Source organism: Actinokineospora xionganensis (genome assembly GCF_014323725.1).
Taxonomy (GTDB): Bacteria; Actinomycetota; Actinomycetes; order Mycobacteriales; family Pseudonocardiaceae; genus Actinokineospora; species Actinokineospora xionganensis.
Genome location: NZ_JABVED010000015.1, coordinates 40,440 through 57,561, shown reverse-complemented (window position 1 = coordinate 57,561; position 17,122 = coordinate 40,440). Strand labels below are relative to the sequence as shown.

The 17,122-nt window shown below is 69.6% G+C and carries 21 protein-coding genes, 1 tRNA gene and 1 pseudogene; 8 read left to right on the top strand and 15 right to left on the bottom strand.

Features of this window, described 5'->3' with window-relative positions:
* Positions 1-21: 21 nt before the first annotated feature.
* The 7 genes and pseudogenes from GPZ80_RS23990 to GPZ80_RS23965 form a co-directional block, all read right to left on the bottom strand.
* Complete coding sequence (locus GPZ80_RS23990) at positions 22-1,434, bottom strand: sensor histidine kinase (RefSeq protein ID WP_187223335.1); 1,413 nt, start codon at positions 1,432-1,434, stop codon at positions 22-24.
* Complete coding sequence (locus GPZ80_RS23985; RefSeq protein WP_187223334.1) at positions 1,434-2,141, bottom strand: response regulator transcription factor; 708 nt, start codon at positions 2,139-2,141, stop codon at positions 1,434-1,436. Before GPZ80_RS23985 ends, GPZ80_RS23990 begins: the two co-directional genes overlap by 1 nt.
* Positions 2,142-2,197: 56 nt before the next feature.
* Positions 2,198-2,806, bottom strand: a complete 609-nt coding sequence (locus GPZ80_RS23980; RefSeq protein WP_187223333.1) for a trimeric intracellular cation channel family protein — start codon at positions 2,804-2,806, stop codon at positions 2,198-2,200.
* Positions 2,807-3,302: 496 nt separating this feature from the next.
* Positions 3,303-3,632, bottom strand: coding sequence for a sterol carrier protein domain-containing protein (locus tag GPZ80_RS32930; RefSeq protein WP_246477430.1), 330 nt, complete (start codon positions 3,630-3,632; stop codon positions 3,303-3,305).
* Positions 3,633-3,680: 48 nt separating this feature from the next.
* Positions 3,681-4,348, bottom strand: a pseudogene (locus GPZ80_RS32925) (GNAT family N-acetyltransferase); the annotation flags it as partial.
* Positions 4,349-4,383: 35 nt separating this feature from the next.
* Positions 4,384-5,229, bottom strand: a complete 846-nt coding sequence (locus tag GPZ80_RS23970; protein ID WP_312880538.1) for a 3-hydroxyacyl-CoA dehydrogenase family protein — start codon at positions 5,227-5,229, stop codon at positions 4,384-4,386.
* Positions 5,226-5,549: an EthD family reductase gene (locus GPZ80_RS23965; protein WP_187223331.1), complete on the bottom strand. Its 324-nt coding sequence runs from the start codon at positions 5,547-5,549 to the stop codon at positions 5,226-5,228. The genes GPZ80_RS23970 and GPZ80_RS23965 overlap by 4 nt, the downstream gene beginning before the upstream one ends.
* An 86-nt stretch (positions 5,550-5,635) precedes the next feature.
* On the opposite strand from GPZ80_RS23965, the gene GPZ80_RS23960 reads away from it, so the two are divergent.
* The gene (locus GPZ80_RS23960) at positions 5,636-6,283 is read left to right on the top strand and encodes a histidine phosphatase family protein (RefSeq protein ID WP_187223330.1); all 648 of its coding nucleotides are present in this window, start codon (positions 5,636-5,638) and stop codon (positions 6,281-6,283) included.
* On the opposite strand, the gene rpmF is transcribed toward GPZ80_RS23960, so the two are convergent.
* Genes rpmF through mrf form a run of 3 tightly spaced genes read right to left on the bottom strand, consistent with a single transcriptional unit; the run spans position 6,280 to position 7,924 of the window.
* Complete coding sequence (rpmF, locus tag GPZ80_RS23955) at positions 6,280-6,441, bottom strand: 50S ribosomal protein L32 (RefSeq protein WP_187223329.1); 162 nt, start codon at positions 6,439-6,441, stop codon at positions 6,280-6,282. The genes GPZ80_RS23960 and rpmF overlap by 4 nt on opposite strands.
* A complete protein-coding gene (locus GPZ80_RS23950) occupies positions 6,441-6,692 on the bottom strand; it encodes a type B 50S ribosomal protein L31 (protein WP_187223328.1) in 252 nt (83 codons plus the stop codon). Before GPZ80_RS23950 ends, rpmF begins: the two co-directional genes overlap by 1 nt.
* Positions 6,689-7,924, bottom strand: coding sequence for a ribosome hibernation factor-recruiting GTPase MRF (mrf, locus tag GPZ80_RS23945; protein WP_187223327.1), 1,236 nt, complete (start codon positions 7,922-7,924; stop codon positions 6,689-6,691). Before mrf ends, GPZ80_RS23950 begins: the two co-directional genes overlap by 4 nt.
* 95 nt (positions 7,925-8,019) lie before the next feature.
* Here mrf and rpmB point away from each other — a divergent pair, with 95 nt between their 5' ends.
* From rpmB to GPZ80_RS23920, 5 genes are all read left to right on the top strand, one after another.
* Complete coding sequence (gene rpmB, locus GPZ80_RS23940; RefSeq protein ID WP_187223326.1) at positions 8,020-8,256, top strand: 50S ribosomal protein L28; 237 nt, start codon at positions 8,020-8,022, stop codon at positions 8,254-8,256.
* On the top strand, positions 8,256-8,420 hold the full coding sequence (rpmG, locus tag GPZ80_RS23935; protein WP_091378940.1) for a 50S ribosomal protein L33: 165 nt from the start codon (positions 8,256-8,258) through the stop codon (positions 8,418-8,420). Before rpmB ends, rpmG begins: the two co-directional genes overlap by 1 nt.
* Complete coding sequence (gene rpsN / locus GPZ80_RS23930) at positions 8,420-8,725, top strand: 30S ribosomal protein S14 (RefSeq protein WP_187223325.1); 306 nt, start codon at positions 8,420-8,422, stop codon at positions 8,723-8,725. Before rpmG ends, rpsN begins: the two co-directional genes overlap by 1 nt.
* 5 nt (positions 8,726-8,730) lie before the next feature.
* On the top strand, positions 8,731-8,973 hold the full coding sequence (rpsR, locus tag GPZ80_RS23925) for a 30S ribosomal protein S18 (protein WP_187223324.1): 243 nt from the start codon (positions 8,731-8,733) through the stop codon (positions 8,971-8,973).
* A gap of 109 nt (positions 8,974-9,082) precedes the next feature.
* Positions 9,083-10,582, top strand: a complete 1,500-nt coding sequence (locus tag GPZ80_RS23920; protein ID WP_187223448.1) for a GGDEF domain-containing protein — start codon at positions 9,083-9,085, stop codon at positions 10,580-10,582.
* On the opposite strand, the gene GPZ80_RS23915 is transcribed toward GPZ80_RS23920, so the two are convergent.
* The 3 genes from GPZ80_RS23915 to GPZ80_RS23905 form a co-directional block, all read right to left on the bottom strand.
* A complete protein-coding gene (locus GPZ80_RS23915; RefSeq protein WP_187223323.1) occupies positions 10,579-11,226 on the bottom strand; it encodes a response regulator transcription factor in 648 nt (215 codons plus the stop codon). The genes GPZ80_RS23920 and GPZ80_RS23915 overlap by 4 nt on opposite strands.
* 74 nt (positions 11,227-11,300) lie before the next feature.
* On the bottom strand, positions 11,301-12,482 hold the full coding sequence (locus GPZ80_RS23910) for an ABC transporter permease (protein ID WP_187223322.1): 1,182 nt from the start codon (positions 12,480-12,482) through the stop codon (positions 11,301-11,303).
* Positions 12,479-13,393 (bottom strand): ABC transporter ATP-binding protein, encoded by a 915-nt coding sequence (locus GPZ80_RS23905; protein ID WP_187223321.1) that lies wholly within the window; start codon positions 13,391-13,393, stop codon positions 12,479-12,481. The genes GPZ80_RS23910 and GPZ80_RS23905 overlap by 4 nt, the downstream gene beginning before the upstream one ends.
* Before the next feature lie 117 nt (positions 13,394-13,510).
* On the opposite strand from GPZ80_RS23905, the gene GPZ80_RS23900 reads away from it, so the two are divergent.
* Positions 13,511-13,586 (top strand) — tRNA-Arg (locus GPZ80_RS23900).
* A gap of 225 nt (positions 13,587-13,811) precedes the next feature.
* Here GPZ80_RS23900 and GPZ80_RS23895 read toward each other — a convergent pair.
* A complete protein-coding gene (locus GPZ80_RS23895) occupies positions 13,812-14,078 on the bottom strand; it encodes a DUF4291 family protein (RefSeq protein WP_222719781.1) in 267 nt (88 codons plus the stop codon).
* Positions 14,079-14,353: 275 nt separating this feature from the next.
* Between GPZ80_RS23895 and GPZ80_RS23890 the strand changes: the two genes are divergently transcribed.
* Entirely contained in the window at positions 14,354-15,538 is a 1,185-nt protein-coding gene (locus GPZ80_RS23890) for a M12 family metallo-peptidase (protein WP_222719780.1), read from the top strand.
* A gap of 977 nt (positions 15,539-16,515) precedes the next feature.
* Here GPZ80_RS23890 and GPZ80_RS23885 read toward each other — a convergent pair.
* A complete protein-coding gene (locus tag GPZ80_RS23885; protein ID WP_187223319.1) occupies positions 16,516-17,025 on the bottom strand; it encodes a helix-turn-helix domain-containing protein in 510 nt (169 codons plus the stop codon).
* Positions 17,026-17,122: the final 97 nt, after the last annotated feature.

The window sequence follows — 17,122 nt, the reverse complement described above, 5'->3', positions numbered from 1 at the left end:
AACGCGGGAATTTGTTAGGGCTCACCCCGGGCTGCCCGGAAGGCGCATCGCCATCAGCGCGCCGCCGTCGGCCGAGCGACTGGCGTACACCGATCCGCCGTGTCGTTCGGCCGCCTGTTTCACGATCGCCAGGCCCAGACCGGAGCCGGGCAGGGTCCGCGCTTCCTCCGAGCGGTAGAAGCGGTCGAACACGTGCGGCAGGTCGGCGTCGCTGATGCCGGGGCCCGCGTCGGCGACCTGGAGGAAGGCGTAGCCGTCGCCCATGGGCTGCAGCTCGACCCGGACGGTCTCCCCCGGCGGGCTGAACTTCACCGCGTTGTCCAGCAGGTTGAGCACCGCGCGCTCCAGGGAGGCGGCATGCCCGACCAGGTGCCACGGGTGCAGCCGGACGTCGAAGTGGATGTCGCCGCCCGCGCGCCTGCGGGCCCGGTCGAGTGCCTGCTCGATGACCTCGGCCAACTCGACATGTTCCTGCACGGCGGGCGCGGCGTCCTCGCGGGCCAGCTCGACCAGGTCGCCGATGAGCTGGGTCAGTTCGTCGAGCTGGGCGCGCAGGTCGTCGTGGATCTCCCGGCGGTCGCGCTGCGACAGCGAGGGCGCGCCCGGCTGTTCGGAGGCGAGCATGAGTTCGAGGTTGGTGCGCAGCGAGGTCAGCGGGGTGCGCAGCTCGTGGCCCGCGTCCGCGACGAGTCTTCGCTGGCGCTCCTGGGACTCGGCCACGGCGCCGAGCATGGTGTTGAAGCTCTGGGTGAGCCGGGACAGCTCGTCGTCGCCGGTCACCGGAATCGGACGCAGATCACCCGTGTGAGTGACTCTTTCGGCCGCGGCGGTGAGCCGCTGGACTGGTCGGAGGCTGCCTCGGGCCACGGCGGTGCCCGCGATCGCGGCGACGATGATCCCGGAGCCGCCGATCACGATCAGCACGACGGAGAGCTTGGCGAGGGTGCTCTTGGTGGATTCCAGCGGCTGCGCGAGGACGAGCGCGGCACCCCTGGCGAAGAACGGGTACTTCATCGCCAGCACCCGGGTGTCGGTCGCCTCGTCGGTCCGGAAGGACGTCTGCTTCTCTCCCGCCGCCACGAGAAGCTCGTCGGGTCCGATCGGCGGCCGCACGACCGGACGGTTGAACGCGGACCTGCCGGACGCGTCGATCACGTCGAACTTGATATCGGTCAGCTCCAGGAAGAAGCTCGGAATCTCGGTCTTCCCGGCGTCGACCTCCTGGGTGTTGTTCACCAGCGCTTGCGCGCGCTCCGTCAGGTTCTCGTCGATCTGCTGGTAGAGGCCGCGGTAGACGGTGATGTAGGCGCCAAGTGAAACCAGGGCGACCGCGCCGCCGACGCACATGGCGGCGAGAAGGGCGATGCGGGTGCGCAGCGAGACGCGCTGATGGACCTCCCTGGTCTGCGGTGCGCCCACGGGGGCGGACGTCATCAGGGCGGAGTCTCCCGCAGCACGTAGCCGATCCCGCGAACCGTGTGGATCAGCCGGGACTCGCCGTCGGCCTCGGTCTTGCGGCGCAGGTAGCCGACGTAGACCTCCAGCGCGTTGCCGGAAGTCGGGAAGTCGTAGCCCCAGACCTCTTCGAGGATGCGGCCCCGGGTGAGGACCTGCTTGGGGTGCGACAGCAGCAGCTCCAGGAGGGCGAACTCGGTGCGGGTGAGGCTGATCGGCCGCTCGCCCCGGCGCACCTCCCTGGTCATCGGGTCCATCTCCAGGTCGGCGAAGCGCAGCGGGGCTGCCTCCGGGGCGCCTGGCTGCTCGGGCGTGGCCCGCCGCAGCAGGGCGCGCAGCCGGGCCAGCAGTTCCTCCAGCGCGAACGGCTTGGGGAGGTAGTCGTCGGCGCCGGCGTCCAGGCCCGCCACCCGGTCGGACACCAGGTCGCGCGCGGTCAGCACGAGGATCGGCAGGTCGTCGCCGACGCCGCGCAGCCGCCTGCAGACCTCCAGGCCGTCGAGCCTGGGCATCATGACGTCGAGGACCATGGCGTCGGGGCGGGTGCCCGCGCCGTCGGTGCCGAGCACCGTCTCTAGGGCCTGCCTGCCGTCGCTGGCGAGGTCAACCTGGTAGCCGTTGAACTGCAGCGACCGCCGTAGTGACTCGCGCACGGCCCGATCGTCGTCGACTACGAGGATGCGCATGTGGTCAGTGTTCCCTGCCCTGCTGAGATGCGCCTGAGAGCTCGCCGGGGCGTGTCCTAAGTGAGTCCGTGTGCGACTGGGGCGTTCCAGCGCCGCCAGAGGGCGACCAGGCGGATGACGACCACGAGCGTGGCGCCGACCGCCGTGACCAGCACCGACGGCAGGCCGAGCCGGGCGCCTGCGACGACGACCACGGCGCCCGCGAGCGCGGCGACCGCGTAGATCTCCCGGCGCAGGACCAGCGGGATCTCGCGGAGCAGCAGATCGCGCATGGCGCCGCCGCCGATGCCGGAGGTCATCCCGATCAGGCACGCGGTGTACGCCGGGACGCCCGCGGCGAGCGCGGTCGCGGTGCCCGAGACGGTGAACAGGCCGAGGCCGACCGCGTCGAGGAGCAGCACCCCTTTGCGCAGCCGGGCGACCTGCGGGTGGAAGAGGAAGACGCCCAGCGCTGTGGCTACGGGCACGGCCAGGTACGGCCAGTTCCGCAGGGTCGTCGGCGGGGTGATGCCGAGGAGCACGTCACGGATGATGCCGCCGCCCAGGGCGGTGGTGAGGCCCAGGACGACGACCCCGAACAGGTCGAGCCTGGCCCGCACGGCGGCCAGCGCGCCCGAGGCGGCGAACACCGCGAGGCCGACGAGTTCCAATACGACGATCACCACGAAGGTGCAGGTTACGCGCCTGTGCGGACGAATGGCGCAACACGTCGGCGACAGTTCCGGAATTGAATTTCGTGCACCGAAAATCAAACAAGTCAGCGCTTAAAACCAGCCCTTGTCGGGCGCGTCACAGCGCCAATACATTTCGCCGCACAATGACGTTTCGCCGGCTTTCCGCTGAGGGGTGAGCAGTACGCGGAAAGAGATTCATGACCCTGTTGGGGCGGCCGTGATCGCTGTTGCCTGCGTGGGGCTGAGCGCAGGCGTGGCGAGCGCGGAAGTGATGACCGTGACCGCCGAACGCACGTGCGGGCTCACGCCGATGCCGATCGTGCTGCCGATTTCGGTGACTCTGACATCCGATGTCAAGCCGACCGAGTACCTCTATCCGCCGCCGGACCAGACCCGGATCGAGGGGCACGTCGAGTTCCCCACCGCCGAGTTGATCGCGATGGGCGCGACCACGGTCAGCGGCGCCCTCGACGCCGACCTCGTCAACTCAGAAGGTATCGGCGATCCGGAGTTGGCGCGGTGCCGCGGTGACGGCGTCCAGCATCGGTGCGACGCCTTGCAGCAAGCCGGCGCGACGCAGGGTGGCGGTGGTCGCCGTACCCGCGAACCACGGGCCCAGCGCCCGGGCGTGCATCCGGACCTCGCCCGCGCCACCAGGTTCTAGGCGCATGCCCGCCGAGTCGTGGACCAGGCGGCGCCTGCCCGCGTTCCACGGCGCGTGTTCGTCGGTGATCTCCAGGTCGACGGTGAAGTCCGGCAGGTAGTCCGGCCAGCCTCGCGCTTCGACGGCGGCGGCGAGGTCGACCACGCGCAGCATGAACGGCTCGACCAGCCGGGGCAGGTCGCGCCGCATTCCGATCAGCAGGTCGTGCACGACCGGGTCCACCAGCCGCAGCGACACCTGCTCGACCATTCCCACCCAGCTCGACAGCTTGCCGAGCAGGCTCAGTGCGGCCTCGGCGTCCCGGGCGACGAGGTCCCAGACCGTCAGGTCGTTGGCACTCGGGCGACTCGCGGCGACATAGCCGCGCGGTCCGTCATCGCCGGACACGACGTCGACGATGTCGAGTTCGAAGATCCGGGATACCTCGAACGCGGGTTCCGAGCGGTCCAGCATTCCATCCACTGTGGACGCGACGTCGAGATAGAGCCGGTGCAGCGCCGCCAGGACCGAGATCGGGATCTCGACCCGCTCGGCCGACCCGACCTGTTCCCAGTCGCGGCCGCGATAGAGCGGCGGCGTGGCGGCGAACAGGATCGACAGCGGCTGCCCGGTCTCCCGCATCCCGGCGAGCGCGGCGTCGAGCAGGGCCCCGGCCACGCCTCGGCCCGCGCGTGCGGGTCGACGGCGACGGTGGCGATGCCGCCGGTCGGGACCGCGCGCCCGCCGAAGAACTGGCGGTAGGCCCAGATCCGCAGCGTCCCGCAGGTCTCGCCGTCGACGTCGGCGACCAACCCGCGCCAGGCCGCGGACTCCGCGGCCCAGGCGTCGTCGCGCGGGGTGCCGAAAGCCAGCTTGCGCAGCCGGTGCACCGCCTCGGCGTCCTCGGACGCGTACGGCCGGATCGTCACCACGTGAAGAAGCCCTGGCCCGACTTGCGGCCGAGTTCGCCGCGGGCGACCTTGTCCCGCAGCAGTTGCGGCGGGGTGAACCGGTCGCCGAGTTCGCGGGCGAGGTGCTCGGCGATGGACAGCCGGACGTCAAGGCCGACGAGGTCGGTCAGCCGCAGCGGGCCCATGGGCCAGCCGTAGCCCAACCGCATGCCGGTGTCGATGTCCTCCGGCGACGCCACGCCCTCCTCGACCATCCGGATCGCCTCCAGACCGACGCCGACACCGAGGCGTGAGGTGGCGAAACCGGGCGAGTCGCGGACCTCGATCACGGTCTTGCCCAGGGCTTCGGCCCAGCCGCGCACCTTGGCGACGACCTCGGCCGACAGCCCCGCGTGATGGACCAGTTCGACGAGGGTCTGGACCGGGACCGGGTTGAAGAAGTGCATGCCGATGACCCGGTCGCCGGGCAGGCCCGCGGCGAGTTCGGTGATCGACAGCGACGAGGTGTTGGACGCGAGCACCGCGTCCGGGCAGGTGTCGGCGATCTCGCCGAGCACCGAGCGCTTGAGGTCGAGCTTCTCCGGCACCGCCTCGACGGCGAGCGCGGTGTCGGCGGGCAGGTCGCCCAGCTTGTCCACAGTGGACAATCCGGTCAGCAGCGCGTCGGCGGTCGTGGTCAGCTTGCCGCGTTCCTCGGCCTTGCGCAGCGAGGCCTCGACAGCCTTCGCGCCCGCGGCGGCCCGGTCGGCGTCGGCCTCGGCCAGCACCACCCGGCTGCCCGCGGCGAGGAAGACGTGGGCGATGCCCGCGCCCATCGTGCCGCCGCCGATCACCGCGACGGTCGCCGGAATGGTGCTCACTGGTTCTCCTTGATCTCGGCCGCGAACATCGCGACCAGGTCCATGCCGCCGATCTCGGTCAGGTTGGCGCCGCCCGCCTGCCATTCCGGTGATGCGAACGCCGCCTTCATGGCCGCCTCGGACTCGAAGTACAGCTCCGCGATGAGGTAGGGCTCGGCGTCGCCCAGGAACCCCGGCACGAAGGTGCGCGTGACGTGCGCGATCTCCTGTCGCAGCAGGCCAGGGGTCTTGTCCATGAGCGGCAGGTGCGAGCCGAAGTACTTCTCGTCGAAGTCCTCGGCGTCGGCCGGGCGCTTGTACAGAGCGATGTACTTGATCACTGTGACACTCCAGGTCGAGTAGGCCATCCGCACTGTATCGAGTAGGCGTCCGCACTGTGTTGGGTCTCTCCGGGCACCATAGGCACGTGCGGATCATCCTGCTGCGGCACGCCGAGAGTCTCGGCAACATCGACGAACTGGCCTACTGCCGAATCCCCGACCACGCCCTGCCCCTCACCCCACGCGGCGAGGAGCAGGCGCGGGCGGAGGGCGAACGGCTGCGCGGGCTCCTTACCGACGGCCCGGTCGCCGCCTACGTGAGCCCGTACACGCGCACGACCCGGACATTTGAACTACTCGGTCTCGGGCCGATCGTGGAGCGGATGGTGCCCGAGCCGCGGCTGCGCGAGCAGGACTGGGGCAACCTGCAGGACCCGGTCGAGCAGGAGATCCAAAAGCAGAAGCGGCACGAGTTCGGCCACTTCTTCTACCGACTGGCCCATGGCGAGTCCGGCGCCGACGTCGACGACCGGGTCGCGAGCTTCCTCAACGAGCTCGAGCAGCGGGTCGAGGCGGACCCCACCCACCCCGACACCGCCCTCGTCGTCACCCACGGCCTCACGATGCGCCTGCTGTGCCGCCGGATGTTCTCCTGGACCATCGACCTGTTCGAGTCGCTGTCCAACCCGGAGCACTGCGCGCACCGGATTTTGACTTATGACCGCGGCACGTGGTCCCTGGATCGACCGTTCGCCCAGTGGCGTGACTCCCCCGACAAGACCACGCAGGTCTAGAGCAGGCCGCGCTGGTAGGCCTTGACCAGCTTGCGCGGGACCATGAGCTTGCGGCCATCCAACGCGGTCACCGGCACCAGGTCCGCGACGGCGGCCTTCCACTGCGAGCGGCGGGAACGGGTGTTGGACCGCGACATCTTCCGCTTGGGCACAGCCATCAGCGAACCCGCTTCCCGTAGCGGCGGTTGAACTTCTCGACCCGGCCCGCGGTGTCCATGACCCGCTGGTTGCCGGTCCAGAACGGGTGCGAGTCCGACGTCACGTCCACCACGATCAGCGGGTAGGTGTTGCCGTCCTCCCACTGCACCGTGTTGACAGAGGTGGCCGTCGAGCGGGTCAGGAACGCCTTGCCCGTCGACTGGTCCTGGAACACCACGGGGTGGTATTCGGGGTGGATCCCCGGTTTCATGATTCTTCCTTTCGGGTGGTCGGCACGCCGAGATCGACGGCCTCGCTGTCCTCGCACGGGTCCTCGTGCCACTCGCCGAACGGGTCGGCGTAGCCCGGCCAGGCGCCTTCATCGGCGAGTTCGGCGTCGGTGAGCAGCGCTGTCGTCAACGCCGCGGTGATGTCGTGCGGATCGGCCTGGTGGGCGATCACCACGATTTCCTGGAGCCGGTCGCCGAAGCGGGGGTGCCACTGCAGTGCGGCCTTCGCCTGGCGTTCCGGGTCCGCCCTGGACCAGGCGTCGTCGTCGACGGTCGCGAGCCACGCGCCCGCGTGGCCGACCCGGAGGCCGCCGCCCGCCGACTCCAGCCACATCGCGACGTCGGGCTGGCTCGCCACCCACATCCGGCCGCGGGCACGGATGACGCCGTCGAGCAGGACGTCGATCGCCTCGTGCAGCCGCTCCGGATGGAACGGGCGCGGGTCGCGGAAGACGGCGACGCTCACGCCGCAGTCGGACTCCAGCGGCGGCTGCCCGCGCAACAGCGGTCCGTGGGCGTCGTCGGCCACGCCGCGCCGGGCGTTGTCCGGGATCGCCGCGAGCAACTTGGCGGGGTCGACCTGGCCTAGGTCGAACCGGGGCGCCAAGGGCGCGAGGCGCTCGAGCACCGCGCCGACCCGGGCCACGTTCCACGGCTCCCCCGCGGTGCCCGCGGTGACGATGGCGTCGGCGAACTCGACCTGGCCGACGGCGACTTGGGCCAGCGTGCGGTCGTCGTCGATGGCGCCGATGCCGCAGTCGGCGAGCGGCACGTCGCCGGAGCAGTCACCCAGCCAGGAGCGCGGGTCGATGACCCCGACGACGGCCTCGATGTCGACGAGGTCACTGATCGTCTGGTTGCCGACAAGGACGTTCCCCAATGCCCAGCACACCGGTTCGGGCTCGACCATCGGGTCGAGATGCAGCACGACGCGGTCGATTCGCGGGTCGACGGACAGTGCGCGCAGCAGTGGGAGCAAGTCTTCGCGCAGGGTGCAGGACACGCAGCCGTGGGCGAGTTCGAGCACCGTTGTGGTGTCGGCCCGGCCGAACCTCAAGCGCCTGCGCACGGTTCCCTCGGCGATCCGGCGCAGGTCGTGGTGCACGACCGCGGTGCCGGGCAGACCGGTCAGGAAGCGGGCCGACAGCATCGCCGTCGACTCCCGGTGCAGGCCGGAGACGAGGACCAGGCGGGTGCGCCGGTCGTTCGACACATGGACTCCTATCGACAACGATTTCCATCTTGACGATGCCGACGCTACCCTGGCGAGCGTCATAATGAAAACGGATCCCATTTCAAGGAGGCGCTGTGTCCGCTCACTGCCAGGTCACGGGCCGCAAGCCCGGGTTCGGCAAGCAGGTGTCGCACTCCCACCGGCGGACCTCGCGCCGCTGGGACCCGAACATCCAGCAGCGCCGTTTCTGGCTGCCGTCGGAGAACCGGTGGGTGCGCCTGCGGGTGTCGGTCAAGGGCATCAAGACCATCGACAAGCAGGGCGTGGAGGCCGTCGTGGCCCGTCTGCGCAAGGAAGGACAGCGGATCTGATGGCCCGCAACGAGATTCGCCCGATCATCAAGCTCCGCTCCACCGCGGGCACCGGGTTCACCTACGTGACCCGCAAGAATCGGCGCAACGACCCGGACCGCTTGGTGCTGATGAAGTTCGACCCCGTGGTGCGCCGCCACGTCGAGTTCAAAGAGGACCGCTGATGGCCAAGAAGTCGAAGATCGCCAAGAACGAGCAGCGCAAGCTGGTCGTCGCCCGCAACGCCGAGCGTCGCGCCGAGCTCAAGGAAGCGTTCCGCTCCCCGAAGTCGACCGACGCCGAGCGCGAGACCGCCCGAATCGGACTGCAGAAGCTGCCGCGCGACGCCAGCCCGACCCGCGTGCGCAACCGCGACGCCGTCGACGGCAGGCCACGCGGGTTCCTCCGCGCGTTCGGCCTGTCCCGCGTGCGGATGCGCGAGATGGCCCACCGCGGCGAGCTTCCCGGCGTCAACAAGTCGAGTTGGTAGGAGCCATGGCCAAGCCAGAACGCCGGTTGCCCGGCAAGAAGAAGCCCAATCCGCTGAAGACCGCCGGTGTGTCCACAGTAGACTGGAAAGATGTGATGCTGCTGCGCAAGTTCATCTCCGACCGGGGCAAGATCAGGTCCCGGCGGGTGAGCGGATTGACGCCGCAACAGCAGAAGCAGGTCGCCACCGCCATCAAGAACGCGCGCGAGATGGCGCTGCTGCCCTACCCGGGTCCCAGCAAGTCCTGATACTCCGAACGGGTCATGCCCGAGCGGCCTTGTAGCCTGCCCCCTACTGTGTCGCAGACCACGATCGCGTCGCTCGGGCGGCCGTTCGGTGAGGACATCCGGGGACCGCGTGGGGCAGGACGGCGTCGAGGCGGACGCGACCGAGGCGCTGAGCGCCGACCGCGAAGTACGGCTGCTGCTGGACGCGGGCCGCAACGACGAGGCCAACTCCTTGTTCGACCAGATCGTCGCCAAGGTGCCCCCCGGTCTCGCCCCCTGGACCAGGGCCGCCCTGCTGACCCGGCGGGCGGTCGCGGCGTGGCGGCTGCGACGCATCCCGCTGGCGCTGGAGCTGGCCGCGGAGGGCTGGAGCGAGATCGACACCGAGCACCCGACCGGGTCCTCGGCCGCCGACACCCTGGGCAGGCTCGGGTATCTCCTCGAAGGCATCGGGCACCGGCGGGCGTCGCTGGAGATCAGCCGGATCGCCGTCGACGTCGCCCGCGGCGGCGACGACGTGGAGGTCCTGGCGCACTGCCTGCAAGGCCTGGCGGGAACGTTGAACTTCCGCGCCTGCGAGCTGCCGCCGGACGAGGCGGAAGCGGTGTTCCGCGAAGCCATCCCGTTGTTCGAGGAAGGTTTGGCGCTGGTCAGCACGGGCCGGGTCCACCTCGCACTGCTCGCGGCGTACGGCGCGTCCCTGGCGGGCATCGGCGAATTGGAGCGCGCCGAGAGCACGGCGGACTCCGCCCTGCTGCAGGCCGAGATGATCGGCAGCCGGTGGGTGAACTCCGTAGGGCACTGGGTCATCTCCACGGTCCGCCGCAAGCAGGGCAAACTCACCGACGCAACCCACCACGCCCGCATCGCCGTCGACGACGCCGAGTGGATCAACGACGTTTCGTTGGTGCAGCGGTATTCGCAGGATCTCGCCGACATCTGCCGGGCCAACGGCGACCCGGTCGGCGAGGCCGAAGCCCTGCGGCGCAACATCTCCGCCCGGCAGACCGCACTGGAGACAGTGCAGGAGGGGTTGGGCCAGGCGCTGGAGCAGCGCAGGCTGGCCGTGCGCGCGCGACACCAGGCGATGGCGGCGCAGGAGGCCGCGGAGCGCGACCCGCTCACCGGGCTGAGCAACCGGTTCGGCCTGGAACGCACCGCGCCCGAGGTGCTCGAACGCGCCGGGATGAACGGGCGGGTGCCGTGGCTGGTGCTGATCGACGTCGACTGGTTCAAGGGAGTCAACGACGCCGCCGGGCACGCCGCCGGGGACGCGGCGCTGCGCGAGATCGCCCAACTGCTGCGCGCCGAATGCCGCGTCGGCGACGTGGTCGCGCGGTGGGCGGGCGACGAGTTCGTCGTGCTGCTCACCGAGGCGGCCCTCGACCACTCGACCGGACGGACGTCGCCGGTCGGTGTCGCGGTGGCCGAACGGATCCGCATGTCCGTCGACCTGCACGACTGGACCGCGGTGCTCGGCACCACGCGGCGGCCCACGGTGAGCATCGGGGTCGCCTCTGGCGCGGACACCCTGGAAAAGCTGTTCGCCAATGCCGACGTGGCGCTCTACCGGGCGAAGCGGCGGGGCCGCAACCGGGTCGAAGTGCACACCCGCGAGGACTGGCTCTAGCCGATGAGCCCGCCGCGGTAGGCCACAAGCGCGGCCTGCACCCGGTTCGCCGCGCCGATCTTGCCGAGCACGGAGGACACGTAGCCCTTCACCGTGGCCTCGGACAGATGCAGCGTGTTGCCGATCTCGGCGTTCGACATGCCCTGGCCGATGAGGGCGACGACCTCGAGTTCGCGGCCCGACAGCGACGACAGCAGCTTGCGCGCGGGCTCGGCGGCCTTCTGTCCGTCGGCCATCGCCGCGATGACCCGGGCGGCGACGTTCGGGTCGAGCACGGCACCGCCGCGGGCGAGGTCGCGCACGGCGTTGACGAGCTGCGTGGGCTCGGTGTCCTTGAGGAGGAAACCGTTGGCGCCCAGCCGGAGCGCCTTCTGCACGTACTCGTCGACGTCGAAGGTCGTGAGCATGGCCACCGCGGGCGGATCGGCCAGCTCCATCACGCGCTTGAGCGCGACGATGCCGTCGGTGGTCCGCATGCGGATGTCGAGGAGGACGACGTGCGGCCGGTGCAGCCGGACCAGGTCGGCGACGTGGGCGCCGTCGTCGCACTCGGCCACTATCTCGATATCGCCCGCGCTGGTAAGGATCGAGCGCAGGCCGGACCGGACGAGATCCTCGTCATCAGCCAACAGGACCTTGATCACAAACGCCTCCCCGAGTCGGCATTGTGAGACTCTACTGGGTGACGTCGGATGGATCGAGCAAAAATGAATAAGTTTCACATCTTGAGCGCGTCGCGCAGTCGGACTTTACCGCCGCTGCGCATCACCGCGTTGCGGTAGACACGGCCGGACAGCCACACGAGCGCCGGGATCAGGGCAACGACCAGCGTGACCGACAGCGCGGCCTGCCACACCGGCACCCCACCCATGGCCAGGCGCATCGGCATCAGCGTCGGTGCGAACAACGGCACCAGCGACAGCGTCTCCACCAGCTTGTTGCCGGGGTCGCCGGGCAGGATCGAGATGCCGAGGACGTAGCCCAGGATGACGAACATCAGCGGCGGTGTGATCACCCCGCCCACGTCCTCCTGGCGCGACACCAGCGCGCCGAGCGCGGCGAAGACCAGCGAGTAGGCGAAGAAACCGAGCAGGAACCAGACCACCAGCCACACGACGGTGCCGACAGCTGAGCCGACGGAGATCGTCAGCACGCCGAGGCCGAGCCCGGCGACCACCCCGACACCGCCGATCACCAGCATCTGGATCAGGCCCACCAGACCGATGCCGAGGACCTTGCCCGCCATCAGCTGCCACGGCTGGATCGTCGCGAGCAGCAGTTCGACGACCCGGCTGGACTTCTCCTCCACCACACCCTGGGCCACGGACTGGCCGTTGACCAGCAGGGACATGTAGATCAGCACCCCGGCGATCATGCCGAGGACCAGTTGCTGGCCGTTGTAGTCGAACGGCGGCTCCAGTGGTCGCACCTCGGCCTTGGCGTCCGCGACGGCGTCGGCCACCTGGGCCGGGTCGCCGCCGAGGTCGACGATCTGCTGGTTGAGCGCCAACTGCCCGGCCAGCACGTTCAGCGTGGCGCGCAGCTTCTCGTCGATGTCCTTCTTCACGACCACGACGACATTCGACCCGTCGCCGACAAGCAGCGCGTCGAGCGTCCCCTCGTCGACCTGGCGTCGACCGGCGGGCTCATCGTGGATCTCCCGGGTCTCGATGGTCTGGCCGATGCTCTCGGCGGTCGCCTTGAGCGGTGCGGACAGCGACGTGCTGCCCCCGGTGAGCCCGACCGTCGAGTCCGAGCCGCCGCCCGCGAGCTTCATGACCAGCGCGAAACCCACCAGCAGAACGAGGGTCGCCACCGTGGTGATGATGAACGCCTTGGAGCGCAAGCGGGTGCGCACCTCGCGCCCCGCCACCAATCCGACTGCCGACCACGCGTTCACGCCGCCACCCCGTCCGCCGCCACGACGTTGCGGAACAACTCGGTCAGCGACGGCCGCCGCCTGCTGAACTCCGTCACCGCCCCGGTCGCCAGGGCCGCGCGCAGCACCACCTGGTCGTCGGCGCCGTCGCCGAGCGCCAGGATTGTCCGGGACCCCACGTGTTCCTTCACCGCCACTCCGCTGAGGTTGTCCGCCCACCCGGGCGGCGCCGAGGGCGCCTCCACTACCAACTCCATGGCCCCGGTGGAGCGCAACGCGTCCACGGTGTCGCAGGCGACCATCTGTCCACTCCGGACGATGCCGACCCGGTCGCACAAGCGCTCGACGAGGTCGAGCTGGTGGCTGGAGAAGACAACGGGAACCCCGGCCTTGGCCTTGTCGCGCAACACGCCGCTCATGACGTCCACCGCCACCGGGTCCAGCCCGGAGAAGGGCTCGTCCAGCACAAGGATCCCCGGGTCGTGAACCAACGCGGCGGCAAGCTGCACTCGCTGCTGGTTGCCCAGGCTCAACTTCTGCACCTCGTCACCGACCCGCCCGGCCACCCCGAGCCGCTCGGTCCACTCGACGACAGCCCGCTGCGCGGCCGCGGGGGTGAGCCCATGGAGGCGGGCGAGGTAGACGAGTTGCTCACCGACCCTCATCTTCGGATAGAGCCCTCGCTCCTCCGGCATATAACCGATCCGCCGCCGAGTCTCCAGGGTGACGGGCACCCCGTCCCACCGAACCTCCCCGGAATCCGCCGCCAACACCCCCAGGGCAATCCGCATGGCCGTCGTCTTCCCGGCGCCGTTGCTTCCCACGAACCCGAACAACTCCCCGGCCCGCACATCGAACGCCAACTCCCGCAGCGCGACGACGTCGCCGAAACTCTTGGAGATCCGATCGATCTCCAGCCGCCCATCACCCACCGGTCCCCCCTCGGTCCACCCCATCCTGTCGTCCAGGTTAGGGACGCGCACCCTGTTTCGCCCCCAGTGGAGGACCCGGAGGCCTGCGCGGACCCACCCGGTATGGTGTTCGCGCAGGCCCTCGTAGCTCAGGGGATAGAGCATCGGTTTCCTAAACCGTGCGTCGCAGGTTCGAATCCTGCCGGGGGCACCACCTTTCGCCGGGTGAAATCAGGTCCCTGACCAGCAGCAATGCGGTCAGGGGCCTGATCTTTGTCCAGGGTCAGTGCGGGTGCGGCCCTTCGACGGGCAGCAGCGCGCCGGCGGACCAACGCGCCGATCTTGTGGGCCACGGGGTGACGTTGGTCTGGTCCACGATCCAGTCGTCGATGTAGTGGTGGACGGCCGCGCCGGAAGTCCGATTTGGATCGGGCGTTGCCTAACGAACTGGGGCATGAGTGATCCAATGCCTACTGGAACCCGCTCGGCCCATGCGGATCGCGAGGACGCGCTCTTGGTCGGGCTTCGTGGCCCAGCCGCAGCGATACATCATCCGGAGGAACGAAGGCTTGATCCACGTCATGCGCTCGCGCTTGAACGGCGGGACGACCGTGCCCGCCGCGAGTGCCGCGTCCGCGATCGCCGGGGAGTACGCCTGGTAGACGGTGATCGTGTCCGCGACGGACTTCGCGCGGATTTGGCGCATTCCACCTGGTGATCGTCACCTCCCAGGACGGCGGAACAACCGGGCTTGACCGCCCCGGCCCGCTAAACGGCAAAAGGGAAAGTTAATTACTCCCTATGGATGCATCCCGCGACTGGATAACGTGCCGGACACACATCCATGGACCGTGGCGGCGGCGGGCTCCCGGGAGTCGAGTCCCCTGCCGGATCTGGTCTCGGCTCGCCCGGTCCGCTCGCCGCGCGTGGCGGTCCCGAGGCGAGGGACATGTGATGCGCGCGAATTCCAGAATGTTCTCGATGGTCGGGGCGGTCGCGTTGGGAGCGGCCTGTTTAGTGCTCGCGCCCACGGCGTCGGCGGACAAGCCGGGGCGGGAGCTGTTCACGGAGAACACAGCGGCGTCGACGGCCGCCCTGCAGTCGCGGCCGGGAACCGCGGGCGTGTGGACGAAACGCGCGGACGCTGGGGCGGTTGATTCGAAGACCGACGCCATCGAGCTGGATCTGGGGAATCAGCGGGTCACCGCCCGCCGCGACCGGGTTCGGACTACCGCGCTGGGCAGCACGGTGTGGGAGGGCTCGATCCGAGACTGGCAGCGGCCGGCAGGCGGGGTGCGGTCCGACGAACGGGAGTCGGTCGTCCTGGTGCGTCGCGGCGATGGGGTGACCGGGTCGGTCCGGGCCGATGGACGGCTGTACCGAATCCAGCCGATCGCAGGCGGGCAGCACGCGGTGACGGAGATCGACGAGTCGCGCATGCCGCCAGACCATCCCAGGACGCCGGGTGGTCCACCGACAGTGCCGATGGCCGACACCGCGGCCACTGAGGCGAACACGGTGATCCGGGTGCAGGTGGTCGGCACCAGCGACGCCGCGACCGGCTTCGGCGGGGACTTGCGGGCACTGGCCGAGCTGGCGGTAGCGGAGACGAACCGGGGCTATGAGAACTCGGGCGTCGAGATCACGTTGGAGCTGTCCGGCTACGAGACGCTGCAGCACAAGGAACAGGAGATGACCGCCGACTTGGCCCGGTTCCGGGAACCCTCGGACGGCATCCTCGACAGCATCCACGCCAGCCGCGACAAGCAGCAGGCCGATCTGAATGTGTTGCTGGTCAACGACAAGTCGGGTTGTGGCCTCGCATCGAGCATCGGCGCCGACGCCACGACAGCCTTCGCGGCGGTCTACCACGGCTGCGCGACCGGCTATTACACCTTCGCGCACGAGCTGGGGCATCTGCAGTCCGCACGGCACGACCCGGAGACCGATTCGTCCACCACGCCGTTCGCCCACGGCCATGGATTCCGCAACGGGAACGCGTGGCGCACGATCATGGCCTACGACTGTCCCACCAGCTGCTCGCGGCTGAACTACTGGTCGAACCCCGGGAAGAACTATGAGGGCGTGGCCATGGGCACCGCCGACAAGAGCGACAACGCCCGGGTCCTGAACGAAACCAAGGCGACCATCGCCGCGTTCCGCTGAACCACTTCCTGGGTGGGCGCCCCGGCGCCCACCCAGGAGTTGTCCACAGGCGGGTCGGGACCCGGTGCTTTTCGCGGCGGATCGTGATCCACTGGTGGTGCGGCGGAATCGGGGGTGATCGGTGGCGAGTGGGCGCGACATCGGGGAGGCGTTGACCGGATTCCTTGCGGCTGAAGGAAAGTTGCCCGCCGGGCGGATTGTGAGCCATGCGGTGGTGGTGTTTCGGACGGTGGAGATCGACCGGACCGGGCGGGCGCTCGCGCGCCGGGGACGGTGCTATCCGTTGGGAGAACTGGATCCCACGATGGAAAGGGGAATGTTGGACGACGCATTGGCGGACGCCCGGAAGGAACGGGACACCTCACGATAGGCGGCGGCCCGAGTGAGCGGGATCGGCGCTCAATCCTCGGCGCGATCATGGAGCCGCCCACTTGCCTGGCGCCCCCGCGGGCATTCACAGCGGCAGACGGGTATGCCGTGGATGTGCGGGCGAGGGGCGAGACCCCGGGCGACTTCGGCTGAGGCGATCGCAAACGGACCACTGACCGCGCGACGAGCGGATCAGCGACAATAGCGCAGGTAGCTATGTACGTGGCACACCCGAAAGCGTTTGCGCGCCCGGGAGCGAGAGTCGGGTTCGCGCACGCACCACTCGCAGCCGAAGTGGCGCTGTCCGGAGGCTTGCCGGACTGGGAGGGGGTGAGCCGGCCCGGGGTCAGCCGGACGAGGTTGGGGCGACTCGACGGGGAGCGGGTACCGGCTGAGCGGACTCGGCCGGACAACCTCGACCGGACCAGGTACTGGACTGAGCGGACCCAGCCGGACAACCTCGACCGCACCGGTACCGGATTGGGCGGGTTCGACCGCAGCCGGTTCGCCGACGCGCGTTTGACGGGCCCGAGGTCAGGCCGGGCGGATTCGACCACAGCCGGTTCGCCGACGCGGGTTCGACAGGCCCGAGATCGGGCTGGGCAGGCTCAGTCGGAATCAGATTCGGGCCGCGCGGACGGCTCGGCGGATGGGGACTCGACCGGGGCAGTGGCGTCCCACCTGGTCCGCTCGGGGCCGCTCAACGTCGTGTCTTCGCGGAAAGGCTCGGCAGGGGTGTCGTGGACGATGGTGCGGAGGAGGTCGATCACCGCTCGGCGTTGGGGTTCGGTCAGTTGGGCCAGGAGGGCGCGGGCCTCGGCGAACGAGGTGGCGGGGCGGCCTGCCCGGGACGGTTCGAACGCGGACGGGTCCAGGCCCGCCAGTTCCAGTGCCCTGGCCGGGTCCGCGTCGACGGCCATGGCGGCGGCGATGACGGTGGTGGCTTTGGGGCGCACCGGGTTGCCGTCCGCCCGTTGGCCGCTTTCGAGTTGTTGCCAGGCGGTGCGGGACAGGCTCGCGCGGGCGGCGGCGGCTTTCTGGGTGAGCTTCCGGGCGATCCTCGCCTCGTTGAGGAAAGGGCCGAGGGGCCATGAACCGTACTCGTCCCCGCCTGCCATGTGGGCGATGATCTCGCATGTCCGAGCACCCAAGGCGAACAAAACACCGAAGTTGTTTTGTTGCCTATAGTTGCAATAAAGTAGGCCTAGGTCTTAG

Coding starts and splice junctions, on each gene's coding strand:
- rpmF (WP_187223329.1), bottom strand. CDS start 6,441: ATGGCTGTGCCCAAGCGGAAGATGTCGCGGTCCAACACCCGTTCCCGC.
- GPZ80_RS23985 (WP_187223334.1), bottom strand. CDS start 2,141: ATGCGCATCCTCGTAGTCGACGACGATCGGGCCGTGCGCGAGTCACTA.
- GPZ80_RS23885 (WP_187223319.1), bottom strand. CDS start 17,025: ATGGCAGGCGGGGACGAGTACGGTTCATGGCCCCTCGGCCCTTTCCTC.
- GPZ80_RS23950 (WP_187223328.1), bottom strand. CDS start 6,692: ATGAAACCGGGGATCCACCCCGAATACCACCCCGTGGTGTTCCAGGAC.
- GPZ80_RS23990 (WP_187223335.1), bottom strand. CDS start 1,434: ATGACGTCCGCCCCCGTGGGCGCACCGCAGACCAGGGAGGTCCATCAG.
- GPZ80_RS23895 (WP_222719781.1), bottom strand. CDS start 14,078: ATGCGCCAAATCCGCGCGAAGTCCGTCGCGGACACGATCACCGTCTAC.
- GPZ80_RS23890 (WP_222719780.1), top strand. CDS start 14,354: ATGGTCGGGGCGGTCGCGTTGGGAGCGGCCTGTTTAGTGCTCGCGCCC.
- GPZ80_RS32930 (WP_246477430.1), bottom strand. CDS start 3,632: ATGCTGCGCGTGGTCGACCTCGCCGCCGCCGTCGAAGCGCGAGGCTGG.
- rpsN (WP_187223325.1), top strand. CDS start 8,420: ATGGCCAAGAAGTCGAAGATCGCCAAGAACGAGCAGCGCAAGCTGGTC.
- rpmG (WP_091378940.1), top strand. CDS start 8,256: ATGGCCCGCAACGAGATTCGCCCGATCATCAAGCTCCGCTCCACCGCG.
- rpsR (WP_187223324.1), top strand. CDS start 8,731: ATGGCCAAGCCAGAACGCCGGTTGCCCGGCAAGAAGAAGCCCAATCCG.